Genomic DNA, 12,419 nt, shown 5'->3' with positions numbered 1-12,419 from the left:
CCGGGTGACTCCTCGGCCGCGTGTGCTGTTGTGGGGATCGTCGCGTGTCAGGTCAAAGGGTATCCGGTCCCGAGGGGTGTTGCCGTCCGCCGGCTCCCCGGCCGCAGGTACGCTCGCCTGCGGTGATCACTTCAGGACAGATCCAGTCAAGTCAGGTACAGGCCCGAAGGAGAACAGGTGCGGCGCACGGGGACGACGCGCAGAGGTGCGTTCACCGCGACGGGAGTGCTCGCCCTGGGGGCGGTGCTGGCCGGCTGCGGTGACGGGCCGGGGCGCGGGAAGGACTCCGCCCGGTCCGGGGCGGCGACCGCGGCCGAACAGGCCTCCACGGCGCGGGCGGAGAAGAGGATCCGGACAGCCGCCGCTCGTACCAGCCTGGAACTGCTCGGCGGCTACGAGCAGGTGATCAGGGCCCACCCGGCGACCGCCGCCGGGCTCTCGCCGCTGCGGGACGCCGTACGCGCCCATGCCAAGGCGCTGGCACCGGCCGGCGGGCAGCCGCCCGCCCTCCCGCGGTCGCGGGCGGCCGGTGCCGAGGCCGGTCTCAAGGAGCTGGCCACGGCGGAGCGCCGTACCGCGGACGCGCACCTGGCGGCCCTCATGGAGGCCCCGCCGGAGCTGGCCCGGCTGCTGGCGTCGATCGCGGCGGCGGGCGCGGCCCACGTCTATCTGCTGACCGAACTGGCCAAGGAGACCTCGTCATGAGTGCCGGGACACGGAAGGCCGCACAGGCGGCCCTGGCAGCCGAACACGCGGCGGTGTACGGGTACGGGGTGGTCGGCGGCCGGGTCGCCGAGGGCCGCCGGGCCGAGGCCGTGGCGGCCTACCACGCGCACCGGGCCAGGCGCGACGCGCTGACGCGGACCGTGCGCGGACTGGGCGGCGAGCCGGTGGCGGCGCAGGCCGCGTACGCTCTGCCGTTCGCGGTGCCGGACCCGGCCGCGGCGGTGCGGCTGGCGGCCGTGCTGGAGGACCGGGTCGCGGGTGTGTACTCCGATCTCGTACGGGCCGCCGAGGGTCCGCTCAGGCGGGAGGCGGCCGACGCGCTGCGGGAGGCCGCGGTGCGCGCGGTCCGCTGGCGGGGCAGCGGCGTAGCCTTTCCCGGGCTCGTCGAGCGGTCCGCCGACGGCACCGGCGCGAAGGCGGGGACAGCCGCGAACGCCGGGTCCGGTGCGAAGAGCGGGGCCGATGTGACGAACGGGTCCGGCGCGGCGCACTGAAGAAGCTCTGAAGCGGCGCACTGAAGAAGCTCTGAAAGGGAACAAAGCACGTATGGGTTTCGAACCGCCGCAGCGTCTGGTGCGGGCGCTGGGCGAGTCGTACGGGGATGCGGCCGCCGCCGACTGGCTCGCGCAGCTTCCCGCACTGACCGAGGAAGCGCTGTCCGCCACCGGACGGAAGCCGACCGTGGAGCGGGTCGCCGCCCCGGGGGGCCGCAGCAGTCTGGTCCTGCTGGTGACGGGTTCCGACGGCACCCCGGCCGCCCTGAAGATCGCGCCGCCCGGGGCCGCACCCGAGCTGGAGCGGGCGGCCCTGGCCCACTGGAACGGCTGGGGCGCGGTCCAGCTCATCGCCGCCGGCCCCGGCGCACTGCTGCTGGAGCGGCTGCACCCCGAGGTGTCGCTGCGCTCGCTGCCGGAGGCGAAGGCGCTGCTCGAAGCGGCGGGGACGGTGCGCCGGCTGTGGGTCGAGCCGCCGGCCGGGCACGGTTTCGAGACGGTCGCCGAACGGACCGGGCACCGGATCGAGCCGATGCGCGCCTGCGCGGCCGCCGACCCGGGCCTGGAGCCGCTGGTCTCCGCGGCGCTCGCGGCGCGTGAGGAGCTGGTCGCCCACTCCCCCGAACTTCTGCTGCTGCACGGCAACTTCCGCCAGAGCAAGGTGCTGGCCGGTGAGCGGGCGCCGTGGCTGACGGTCGGCCCCGAGCCGCTGGTCGGCGAGCGCGCCTACGACCTGGCCCGCCTGGTGCGCGACCGCGTCGAGGACCTGATCGCCTCGCCCGGCGGCCCGGTGACGGCACGCCGGCGGATCAAGAAGCTCGCCGATTCGCTGGACGTGGACCGGGAGCGGCTGCACGGCTGGACGCTGTTCCGCGCGGTGGAGTCGGGGACCCGGGCGCTGACGGTCGGCCGCCGCCAGGAGGGCGAGCTGACGCTGGAGTTCGCGAGCTGGCTCTGAGGACCGACAGGCCGCAGGCCCCCCGCGCGGTGCGCGGGGGGCCTGCGGCTTTCTGCGGTGTCAGGCGGTGAGGCGGGCGATCGCCTCGTCGACGGTGAGCTCCTCGCGCTCACCTGTGCGGCGGTCCTTGAGCTCCAGGACGCCCTCGGCCGAACGGCGGCCGGCGACCAGGATCTTCGGGACACCGATGAGCTCGGAGTCGGTGAACTTGACACCGGGCGAGACGCCCGGACGGTCGTCGACCAGGACGCGCAGGCCCGCGGCGTTCAGCTTCTCGGAGACGTCGAGCGCCAGCTCGGTCTGGAGCGCCTTGCCCGCCGCGACGACGTGCACGTCGGCCGGGGCGATCTCGCGGGGCCAGCACAGACCCTTGTCGTCGGCGGTCTGCTCGGCGAGGGCGGCCACCGCGCGGGAGACGCCGATGCCGTACGAGCCCATCGTGACGCGGACGGGCTTACCCTGCTGGCCGAGGACGTCGAGGGAGAAGATGTCGGCGTACTTGCGGCCGAGCTGGAAGATGTGCCCGATCTCGATGGCGCGGTCCACCTGGAGGCCGGTGCCGCAGTTGGGGCAGGGGTCGCCGGCCTCGACGACGACGACGTCCAGGTAGTCGGCAACCTCGAAGTCACGGCCCGCGACGACGTTCTTCGCGTGCTTGCCCTCCTTGTTGGCGCCGGTGATCCAGGCGGTGCCGGGGGCGACGCGCGGGTCGGCGATGTAGCGGACCTTCTCCAGGCCCTGCGGGCCGACGTAGCCGCGTACCAGGTCGGGACGGCCCTCGAAGTCCTCGGCGGTGACGAGCTCGACGACGGCGGGGGCGAGGTGCTCGCCGAGCTTGCCGAGGTCGACCTCGCGGTCGCCCGGCACGCCCACGGCCACGATCTCGCCGTCGACCTTGACCAGCAGGTTCTTCAGGGTCGCGGAGGCCGGGACGCCGAGGTGCGCGGCGAGCGACTCGATGGTCGGGGTGTCGGGGGTGTCCAGCTCCTCGACGGGGCCGTGCGCCGAGCCGTCCGCGGGGGTGGCCTTGAAGGTCACGGCCTCGGTGTTGGCGGCGTAGTCGCAGGCGGGGCAGTCGACGAAGGTGTCCTCACCGGCCGGGGCGGGCGCGAGGAACTCCTCGGACGCCGATCCGCCCATGGCACCGGAGACGGCGGAGACGATGCGGTGGTCGAGGCCGAGCCGCTCGAAGATCCGGATGTAGGCGGCGCGGTGGAGCTGGTACGCCTCGGCGAGACCCTCGTCGGTGGTGTCGAAGGAGTACGAGTCCTTCATCTGGAACTCACGGCCGCGCAGCACGCCGGCCCGGGGACGGGCCTCGTCGCGGTACTTGGTCTGGATCTGGTAGAGGATCACGGGCAGGTCCTTGTAGGACGAGCACATGTCCTTGACGACCTGGGTGAAGATCTCCTCGTGGGTGGGGCCGAGGAGGTAGTCGGCACCCTTGCGGTCCTTGAGCCGGAACAGCAGGTCGCCGTACTCGTCGTACCGCCCGCTCGCCTCGTACGCCTCCTTGGGCAGCAGCGCGGGAAGCAGGACCTCCTGGCCGCCGATGGCGTCCATCTCCTCGCGGACGACGCGGGTGATGTTCTCCAGGACCTTCTTGCCGAGCGGCAGCCAGGTCCAGATTCCGGCCGCGGTGCGACGTACGTATCCGGCCCGGACGAGCAGCTTGTGGTTGAGCGTCTCGGCGTCGGCCGGGTCGTCGCGCAGTGTCTTGATCATCAATCGGGACATGCGCTGGACCTGGGCCATGGTGAACTCCTGCTCGGAAAGGGTGATGTGCAGGAGGTTAGCCGGGCGGTACGGGTGGGCGGAAATCCATTGTCCGCGGTGCCGGTGCCGTGACCCGCGGGGTGCGGCACCGGGGCACGCGAGCCCGGCATGATCCAAACGAAAGGCTCTAGCCCTTGCGACGCAGCGGGAGCGGGGCTCCCATCACGGCGTACGGCTTGGGAGCGCTGGGAAAGAGCACCTGCCGGGCCAGGTCCTGGTAGCCGAGACTGCGATACAGGCCACGTGCCGGGCTCTCCGTGTCGATGGCGGAGAGGATGGAGCGGGGCTGGTCGGCGGCGTCGGTGATGGTGGTGATCAGCGTGCGCCCGATGCCCCGGTTCTGGAACTCCGGCAGGACGTGCAGTTCGGTGATGACGAAAGCGTCGTCGAGCCAGTGCGCGCAGCCGGTGGCGCGGAGGTAGGGCTCGACGACGGTGGACCACCACTGGCCGCGTTCGTTCGGCATGCCGTAGACGAAGCCGACGAGCCGCTCGTCGGCGGTGGTGGCGCCGAGGGCGCGGGCGCGGGGGTGGTCGAGGTGTCTGAGGACGATATGGCGTCGTACCTCGACCTCTTCGGGACCCAGGCCGAAGGCGACGGCCTGCACGGCGAGTGCCTCGTCCACGCGCGCTGCGAGTTCGATCGGCCCGATCCGGACGCTGGGAGTGCGGGGGCCACCCCCGGAAACTGCTGCCATGCGCCGACCCTACTGGCCGGGGCGGGGTACGGGGTACGGGGCGGTGAAGCCGGTGTCCGGCCGGTCAGAACAGCACGCTCATGAACGCGCCGGTCTCCCGGAAGCCGACCCGGGCGTAGGCCCGGCGCGCGGGGGTGTTGTAGTCGTTCACGTAGAGGCTGACGACGGGGGCGACATCGGCCAGCGCGTAGCGCAGGACCGCGGCCATGCCGGTTTCGGAGAGGCCGCGGCCGCGGTGTTCGGGGGCGACCCAGACGCCCTGGATCTGGCAGGCCTGCGGGGTCGCGGCGCCGATCTCCGCCTTGAAGAGGACCTTGCCGTCCTCGATCCGGGCGAAGGAGCGGCCGGCTCCGATGAGCTCGGCGACGCGGGCCTGGTAGAGGAGTCCGCCGTCGCTTGCGAGCGGGGAGATGCCGACCTCCTCGGTGAACATCGCCACGCAGGCCGGCATCAGGACGTCCATCTCGTCCTTGCGGATCCGGCGGACCAGGGGGTCGGGGGTCACGTCGGCGGACGGGCTCTCGGTGACCATCAGCGGCTGGTTCGCCCGGACTTCGCGGGCGGGTCCCCAGCCGGGTTCGAGCAGCCGCCACAGCTGGGCGGTGGGTTCGGCGGGGCCGACGATCGAGGAGCAGCGGCGGCCGGCCCGGCGGGCCCGGTCGGCGAAGGCCCGGACGGCCTCGGGGGTGGCGCAGATGGGGACGAGGTTGGCGCCCGAGTAGCAGAGCGAGCGGAGTCGGCCGTCGGCGTACCAGCCCCACATCTCGCCGCCGAGGCGCCAGGGGTCGAGACCTGCGATCTGGACCCGGGACGTCACGAAGGCGTTGGCGACGGGCTCGCTCTCCAGGACGGCGAGAGCGGCACCGAGGTCGCTGGGTTCGAGGACCCGGGTGGTGGTCTGCGTCAACACGAGGGGGCCTCACCATACGGTCTGCTGATTTCCGCACTTTAACCGAAGCGGCTCATCCGTGCCGCCCGTGCCTGCGAACAGGCTCCGCGGTGGCCGTGAGGTCGCTCACGGCGGCGCCCCGCCGGTCGGTGTCCGTCCGGCGGGGCGCTGTGGCGCGAGTCGTGGTTCAGCTGTCGTCGTGGTTCAGCCGACGTCGTGGTTCAGCTGACGGAGACCTCGGGCTCGCCCGAGGCGATGCCGTCCTTCTCCATCTGCTCGGCGATCTTCATGGCCTCTTCGATCAGCGTCTCGACGATCTTCGACTCGGGCACCGTCTTGATGACCTCGCCCTTCACGAAGATCTGCCCCTTGCCATTGCCCGAGGCAACACCCAGATCCGCCTCACGCGCCTCACCCGGACCATTGACGACACAGCCCATCACGGCCACCCGCAACGGCACCTCCATGCCCTCAAGACCCGCCGACACCTGATCCGCCAGCTTGTACACATCCACCTGCGCCCGCCCGCACGACGGACACGACACGATCTCCAGCCGCCGCTGCCTCAGGTTCAACGACTCCAGGATCTGGATACCGACCTTGATCTCCTCGACCGGCGGCGCCGACAACGACACCCGGATCGTGTCCCCGATCCCCTCCGACAGCAACGCACCGAACGCCACCGCCGACTTGATCGTCCCCTGGAACGCCGGACCCGCCTCCGTCACACCCAGATGCAGCGGATAGTCACAACGAGCCGCCAGCTGACGGTACGCATTCACCATCACCACCGGATCGTTGTGCTTCACCGAGATCTTGATGTCCCTGAAACCGTGCTCCTCGAAGAGCGACGCCTCCCACAACGCCGACTCCACCAACGCCTCGGGAGTCGCCTTCCCGTACTTCGCCAGCAACCGCGCATCCAGCGAACCCGCGTTCACACCGATCCGGATCGGCGTCCCCGCGTCGTTCGCCGCCCGCGCGATCTCCTTCACCTTGTCGTCGAACTGCTTGATGTTCCCCGGATTCACCCGCACCGCCGCACAGCCCGCATCGATCGCCGCGAACACATACTTCGGCTGGAAATGAATATCCGCGATCACCGGGATCTGCGACTTCCTCGCGATCACCGCCAACGCGTCCGCGTCGTCCTGCGTCGGACACGCCACCCGCACGATCTGACAGCCCGACGCCGTCAGCTCCGCGATCTGCTGCAACGTCGCACCCACGTCCGACGTACGCGTCGTGGTCATCGACTGCACCGACACCGGCGCGTCCCCGCCCACCGCAACCGACCCGACCTGGATCTTGCGGCTGACCCTCCGGTCGGCGAGCTTGGTCGGAACGGACGGAATTCCGAGAGAAATCGCAGTCATGCGCTGAGCATCCCCAAGGTGTGGATCAAGGTCCCGAGATCGGCGGGCTCCGGCCTTCGAGGTTACGGCACCGGCGGCGGCCCGGAGCACACCGCGTCCGGGAGCGCCGCACAAAGGCGACGACCCGGACACACGCTGTGTGCCGGGCCGTCACTCGTGGTGCACGAGGTGGTCGGTGGGTCAGGAGATCTTGACCGGATTCACGATGTCGGCGACCAGCACCAGCAGCGTGAAGCAGATGAAGACACCGGCGACGACATAGGCGACCGGCATCAGCTTGGCCACGTCGAAGGGGCCCGGGTCGGGGCGCTTGAAGACCCGTGCCACATTGCGGCGCAGGGCCTCCCAGAGCGCTCCGGCGATGTGCCCGCCGTCGAGCGGCAGCAGGGGCAGCATGTTGAAGAGGAACAGCGAGAGGTTGAAGCCCGCAAGCAGGAACAGCATCATCGCGATCTGGTTCGTCGCCGGGACGTCGAGCGTCATCACCTCGCCGCCGATCCGGGCCGCGCCGACCACGCCGACCGGGGAGTCCGCCGCCCGCTCGCCGTCGCCGAAGGCGGCGTCCCACAGGCCCGGGATCTTGGACGGGAGGGCGATGATCGAGTCGACGCCGTTCTCGACCATGTCTCCCATGCGGACGACCGAGTCGCCGAAGGAGAGCGGGACGATCTCGGTCTGGGCGGCGAAGCCGAGGTAGCCGGCCGTCACGAATTTGCCGGGGATCACCTCGCCCTTGGAGTCCTTCTTCGCCACCGAGTTCTTCTGGAGCACGGCGTGGAGGGTCTTCTCCTGGCCGTCGCGCCGGACCGTGATGGTGGCGGGGCCGGTGGTGTCGCGGATCTTGTCGGAGAGCGTGGCCCAGTCGTCGACCTTCTGCCCGTCGAAGGCGACGATCCGGTCGCCCTTCTTGAGCCCCGCCTCCATCGCGGGCGAGACCGGGTCGGACTTCTTGCAGGTGTCGCGGTTGGCGCTCTGGTCGATCACGCACTTCTGGACGCCCGCCACCTCGGTGGTCTGGGTCTGGAAGCCGAAGGTCATCGCCACACCGATGAAGATCGCGACGGCGAGGACCAGGTTCATGAACGGTCCGGCGAACATCACGATGACGCGCTTCCACGGCTTGCGCGTGTAGAAGAGGCGCTTCTCGTCACCCGGTTCGAGTTCTTCGAAGGCGGCGGACCTGGCGTCCTCGATCATTCCGCGCCAGGGCGAGGTGGACCGCGCCTCCAGGCGTCCGTCCTCTCCCGGCGGGAACATGCCGATCATGCGGATGTAGCCGCCGGCCGGGATGGCCTTGATCCCGTACTCGGTGTCGCCCTTCTTCCGCGACCAGACCGTCGGTCCGAATCCGACCATGTACTGGGGGACACGGATGCCGAAGAGCTTGGCGGTCGACAGGTGCCCGAGCTCGTGCCAGGCGATCGAGAACAGCAGACCGATGGCGAAGACGACGATGCCCAGAATCGTCAACAGGACCGTCGTAATACTCATGCGCGCGCCTCCGCTGTCGCTTTCGCCGAGAGTTCACGGGCCCGGGCGCGTGCCCAGGTCTCCGCTTCCAGGACGTCTGCGACCGTGAGCGAAGTTCCCGTGGCGGGGGTGCCGTGTTCGGCCACCACCGCGGTGACCGTATCCATGATGCCGTTGAACGGCAGCCGTCCGGCGAGGAATGCGTCGACGCACTCCTCGTTGGCGGCGTTGAAGACGGCCGGTGCGGTGGCGCCGAGCGTGCCGACGTGCCTGGCCAGTCCCACGGACGGGAAGGCCTCGTCGTCGAGGGGGAAGAACTCCCAGCTGGACGCCTTCGACCAGTCGAAGGCGGGAGCGGCGTCCGGGACACGGGCGGGCCAGCCGAGACCGATGGCGATCGGGCCCCTCATGTCCGGGGGCGTGGCCTGGGCGAGGGTGGAGCCGTCGGTGAACTCCACCATGGAGTGGACGTACGACTGGGGGTGGACCACGACCTCGATCCGGTCGAACGGGATGTCGTAGAGGAGATGGGCCTCGATGACCTCCAGTCCCTTGTTGACCAGGGTGGCGGAGTTGATCGTGATGACCGGTCCCATGGCCCAGGTCGGGTGGGCGAGGGCCTGCTCGCGCGTGACGTCCGCCAGCTCGCTCCTCGTCCGTCCGCGGAAGGGGCCGCCGGAGGCGGTGACGACGAGCTTGCGCACGTCGGCGCGGGTGCCGGCGCCCAGCGCCTGGAAGAGCGCGGCGTGTTCGGAGTCGACCGGGATGATCTGGCCGGGCTTCGCCAGCGCCTTGACCAGCGGGCCGCCGACGATCAGCGACTCCTTGTTGGCCAGGGCGAGCGTGCGGCCCGCCTCCAGCGCGGCGAGCGTCGGGGCGAGTCCGATCGATCCGGTGATGCCGTTGAGCACGGTGTGGCAGTCGCTCGCCGCGAGTTGTGCGGCGGCGTCGGGCCCTGCCAGGATCTCGGGGAGCGGCTCGCCCGTCCCGTACTGCTCGCGCAGCGCCTCGCGGAGGGCCGGTACGGCGTCCGGTGCGGCGACGGCCACGGTACGCACCCGCAGCTGCCGCGCCTGCTCGGCGAGGAGGGCGACCCGTCCGCCCGCGGCGGAGAGCGCGGTGACGCGGAAGCGGTCGGGGTTGCGCAGCACCAGGTCGATGGCCTGGGTGCCGATGGATCCGGTGGAGCCGAGGATGACGAGATCCCGGCGGCCTTCCGCTGCGTCGAAGACGAGGTGCGGGTCGGCGAGGGGGGCAGGGCTGTCGCTCATGCCCCCCATTGTTGCCGCATCTCCTGTGGGCGTGGACAGTGCGTCCCGCACACGGGGTGGCCGGGAGCCCTATCGGCAGGCGGGTTGCGCGAATTCGGCGAAGGCCTCGTGGAATCCGGGGAACGTCTTCCGTACGCAACCGGGGTCGTCGAAGGTGATGCCCGGCACCCGCAGTCCGGCGACGGCGAACGACATGACGATGCGGTGGTCGCCGTGGGTGGCGATCTCGGCGGGGCGGGGGGTTCCGGGCCGGATCTCGATCCAGTCCCGGCCCGTCACGACCGTGATGCCCATCCGCCGGAGGTTCTGGGCGCAGGCCTCCAGCCGGTCGCACTCCTTGACCCGGGTGTTGCCCACGTCCTCGATGCGTACCGGCCCCGACGCGAAGGGGGCGGCCTTCGGCGAAGCCCTCGGTGTCGTCGGAGCGAAGGGGGCGTACGAGGGTGCTGGTGCCGTTCGCGGCGGCGGCCAGGAACAGGGCACGCGCGGTGACGGACTTGGAGCCGGGGATGTGGGTGACGGTCACGGGTCGCCATCCTGCCGCACCGCGCGCGGCCGGGCGGGGCACGTCCGACGAGTGGACGTGCCCCGCCCGGCCGGTGGTTCAGCGGATGGTCCGGTGGACGTTCTCCCGGGCGGACGGCCCCGGGGTGGCGTCGGCGATCCACGGTCCTTCGCCGCTCGGGTCGATGACGCCCTCCTCCAGCCAGGTGTACGCGCCGGACAGGACGCCGTCGACCAGGCGCCGGTCCAGGTCGTCGGTGTTGGACCACAGGCGGGTGAAGAGTTCCTCGACCCGGACGCGGGACTGGTGGCAGAACACGTCGGCGAGCCGGTAGGCCTCGCGTCCGTGGTCGTCCGAGGAGCGCAGCAGTTCGGCGCGTACGCAGGCGGCGCTCATCGCGAAGAGTTCCGCGCCGATGTCGACGATCCGTCCGAGGAAGCCCTGTTTGGTCTCCATCCGGCCCTGCCAGCGCGACATGGCGTAGAAGGTGGAGCGGGCGAGCTTCCGCGAGGCGCGTTCGACGTAGCGCAGGTGGGCGGACAGGTCGGGATGGCCGGGAGGATTGAACTCCGCGTACGTACGCGGGAGTTGCCCCGGGCCCGCGACGAGCCTGGGGAGCCAGCGGGCGTAGAAGCCGGCCGCGTTCGCGCCCGCCTTCGCCTTGGCGGAGAGGCGTTTGTCGGGGTCGATGATGTCCCCGGCGACCTTCAGATGGGCGTCCACGGCCTCCCGGGCGATCATCAGGTGCATGATCTCGGTCGAGCCCTCGAAGATCCGGTTGATCCGCAGATCGCGCAGGAGCTGTTCGGCTGCGACGGCCCGCTCGCCGCGGGCGGCGAGGGACTCGGCGGTCTCGAAGCCGCGTCCGCCCCGGATCTGGACGAGTTCGTCGGCCATCAGACAGCCCATCTCGGAGCCGTACAGCTTGGCGAGGGCCGCTTCGATGCGGATGTCGTTGCGGTTCTCGTCCGCCATCTGCGAGGAGAGGTCGACCACCGCTTCGAGGGCGAAGGTGGTCGCGGCGATGAAGGAGATCTTGGCGCCGACGGCCTCGTGCCGGGCGACCGGCCTGCCCCATTGCTCACGGGCCGCGGACCACTCGCGGGCGATCTTCAGGCACCACTTCCCGGCGCCGACGCACATGGCGGGCAGCGAGAGCCGTCCCGTGTTGAGCGTGGTGAGGGCGATCTTGAGCCCGGCGCCCTCGGGGCCGATGCGGTTCGCGGCCGGGACCCGGACCCGGTGGAAGCGGGTGACGCCGTTCTCCAGGCCGCGCAGGCCCATGAAGGCGTTGCGGTTCTCGACGGTGATGCCCGGGGAATCCGCCTCGACGACGAAGGCCGTGATGCCGCCCTTGTGCCCTTCCGACTTCGGTACGCGGGCCATCACGACGAGCAGATCGGCGACGACGCCGTTGGTCGTCCAGAGCTTCACCCCGTCGAGGACGTAGTCCGGCCCTTCCGGGACGGCCGAGGTGGCGAGCCGGGCCGGGTCGGAGCCGACGTCCGGTTCGGTGAGGAGGAACGCCGAGATGTCGGTACGGGCCAGCCGGGGCAGGAAGGTGTCCTTCTGCTCCTGGCTGCCGAAGAGTTTCAGCGGCTGCGGCACACCGATGGACTGGTGGGCGGAGAGCAGCGCGCCGATGGCCGGGCTCACGGAGCCGACCAGGGCGAGGGCCTTGTTGTAGTAGACCTGGGTCAGGCCGAGACCGCCGTACCTCGGGTCGATCTTCATCCCTAGCGCGCCGAGCTCCTTGAGGCCGCCGATCACCTCGTCGGGGATTCTCGCCTCGCGCTCGATCAGGGCGCCGTCGATCCTCGTCTCGCAGAACTCGCGCAGCCGGGCGAGGAACGCCTCGCCGCGCCGCACGTCGTCGGCGGGCGGCAGCGGATGCGGATGGATCAGGTCGAGCCGGAAGCGCCCGAGGAAGAGTTCCTTGGCGAAGCTCGGCTTGTGCCAGTCCTGTTCGCGCGCGGCCTCGGCCACTTGGCGCGCTTCACGCTCGGTGACCCTGGGCGTGTTCTTCGGTGCGGATGGTGCGGACATGAGGAGCTCACCTCGCCGCGTTGTGGGTGGGGGACGCGGCCGGTCCGCGTGGGGTGCGCCCATCGGTACCAACCGGCTCTACTCGTCCGTATGTACCCGATTCCCGACACGCCCGCCATCCCTCCGGAGCCGATCGGGTCGGGAGCCACTCCACTGACCCGCCCGCGGTGGCGGCCGGGCGGGAAGACGGAGATGGCCTGAACCCCCGCAC

General features: G+C 70.9%; 10 protein-coding genes and 2 pseudogenes. 3 read left to right on the top strand and 9 right to left on the bottom strand.

Annotated elements, in window-relative coordinates:
* Nucleotides 1-177: 177 nt before the first annotated feature.
* From OG611_RS30475 to OG611_RS30465, 3 genes are read left to right on the top strand one after another with little or no spacing between them, the layout of a single operon-like run.
* Complete coding sequence (locus OG611_RS30475) at nt 178-705, top strand: hypothetical protein (protein WP_266427439.1); 528 nt, start codon at nt 178-180, stop codon at nt 703-705.
* Entirely contained in the window at nt 702-1,220 is a 519-nt protein-coding gene (locus tag OG611_RS30470) for a ferritin-like domain-containing protein (protein ID WP_266427436.1), read from the top strand. Before OG611_RS30475 ends, OG611_RS30470 begins: the two co-directional genes overlap by 4 nt.
* A 52-nt stretch (nt 1,221-1,272) precedes the next feature.
* Nucleotides 1,273-2,178 (top strand): aminoglycoside phosphotransferase family protein, encoded by a 906-nt coding sequence (locus tag OG611_RS30465; protein WP_266427434.1) that lies wholly within the window; start codon nt 1,273-1,275, stop codon nt 2,176-2,178.
* 60 nt (nt 2,179-2,238) lie between these two features.
* Here OG611_RS30465 and OG611_RS30460 read toward each other — a convergent pair whose 3' ends face one another.
* The 9 genes and pseudogenes from OG611_RS30460 to OG611_RS30425 all read right to left on the bottom strand — a co-directional run bounded on the left by OG611_RS30460 (nt 2,239) and on the right by OG611_RS30425 (nt 12,208).
* Complete coding sequence (locus tag OG611_RS30460; protein ID WP_266427432.1) at nt 2,239-3,933, bottom strand: proline--tRNA ligase; 1,695 nt, start codon at nt 3,931-3,933, stop codon at nt 2,239-2,241.
* A 148-nt stretch (nt 3,934-4,081) separates the two neighbouring features.
* Nucleotides 4,082-4,651 carry a GNAT family N-acetyltransferase gene (locus OG611_RS30455; RefSeq protein ID WP_266427430.1) on the bottom strand — a complete coding sequence of 190 codons (570 nt, stop codon included), beginning with the start codon at nt 4,649-4,651 and terminating at the stop codon, nt 4,082-4,084.
* Nucleotides 4,652-4,715: 64 nt separating this feature from the next.
* Nucleotides 4,716-5,561 (bottom strand): GNAT family N-acetyltransferase, encoded by an 846-nt coding sequence (locus OG611_RS30450; protein ID WP_266427428.1) that lies wholly within the window; start codon nt 5,559-5,561, stop codon nt 4,716-4,718.
* A gap of 200 nt (nt 5,562-5,761) precedes the next feature.
* Nucleotides 5,762-6,916 carry a flavodoxin-dependent (E)-4-hydroxy-3-methylbut-2-enyl-diphosphate synthase gene (ispG, locus tag OG611_RS30445; protein ID WP_266431324.1) on the bottom strand — a complete coding sequence of 385 codons (1,155 nt, stop codon included), beginning with the start codon at nt 6,914-6,916 and terminating at the stop codon, nt 5,762-5,764.
* A 180-nt stretch (nt 6,917-7,096) separates the two neighbouring features.
* Complete coding sequence (locus OG611_RS30440) at nt 7,097-8,407, bottom strand: RIP metalloprotease (RefSeq protein WP_266427426.1); 1,311 nt, start codon at nt 8,405-8,407, stop codon at nt 7,097-7,099.
* On the bottom strand, nt 8,404-9,657 hold the full coding sequence (gene dxr / locus OG611_RS30435; RefSeq protein WP_266427424.1) for a 1-deoxy-D-xylulose-5-phosphate reductoisomerase: 1,254 nt from the start codon (nt 9,655-9,657) through the stop codon (nt 8,404-8,406). The genes OG611_RS30440 and dxr overlap by 4 nt, the downstream gene beginning before the upstream one ends.
* Before the next feature lie 69 nt (nt 9,658-9,726).
* Nucleotides 9,727-10,050: pseudogene (locus OG611_RS30430) on the bottom strand (3-phosphoshikimate 1-carboxyvinyltransferase); the annotation flags it as partial.
* Between the two features lie 61 nt (nt 10,051-10,111).
* Nucleotides 10,112-10,183: pseudogene (locus OG611_RS40960) on the bottom strand (hypothetical protein); the annotation flags it as partial.
* A gap of 78 nt (nt 10,184-10,261) precedes the next feature.
* Nucleotides 10,262-12,208 carry an acyl-CoA dehydrogenase family protein gene (locus OG611_RS30425; protein ID WP_266427422.1) on the bottom strand — a complete coding sequence of 649 codons (1,947 nt, stop codon included), beginning with the start codon at nt 12,206-12,208 and terminating at the stop codon, nt 10,262-10,264.
* Between the last annotated feature and the right edge of the window lie 211 nt (nt 12,209-12,419).

Source organism: Streptomyces sp. NBC_01363, assembly GCF_026340595.1.
Lineage (GTDB): Bacteria > Actinomycetota > Actinomycetes > Streptomycetales > Streptomycetaceae > Streptomyces.
This window is presented reverse-complemented; position numbering and strand designations above follow the sequence as displayed.

What these genes read in the sequence shown, in the direction of transcription:
- OG611_RS30470 (WP_266427436.1), top strand. Translation starts at nt 702, where the DNA reads ATGAGTGCCGGGACACGGAAGGCCGCACAGGCGGCCCTGGCAGCCGAA.
- OG611_RS30465 (WP_266427434.1), top strand. Translation starts at nt 1,273, where the DNA reads ATGGGTTTCGAACCGCCGCAGCGTCTGGTGCGGGCGCTGGGCGAGTCG.
- OG611_RS30460 (WP_266427432.1), bottom strand. Translation starts at nt 3,933, where the DNA reads ATGGCCCAGGTCCAGCGCATGTCCCGATTGATGATCAAGACACTGCGC.
- OG611_RS30455 (WP_266427430.1), bottom strand. Translation starts at nt 4,651, where the DNA reads ATGGCAGCAGTTTCCGGGGGTGGCCCCCGCACTCCCAGCGTCCGGATC.
- ispG (WP_266431324.1), bottom strand. Translation starts at nt 6,916, where the DNA reads ATGACTGCGATTTCTCTCGGAATTCCGTCCGTTCCGACCAAGCTCGCC.
- OG611_RS30440 (WP_266427426.1), bottom strand. Translation starts at nt 8,407, where the DNA reads ATGAGTATTACGACGGTCCTGTTGACGATTCTGGGCATCGTCGTCTTC.
- dxr (WP_266427424.1), bottom strand. Translation starts at nt 9,657, where the DNA reads ATGAGCGACAGCCCTGCCCCCCTCGCCGACCCGCACCTCGTCTTCGAC.
- OG611_RS30425 (WP_266427422.1), bottom strand. Translation starts at nt 12,208, where the DNA reads ATGTCCGCACCATCCGCACCGAAGAACACGCCCAGGGTCACCGAGCGT.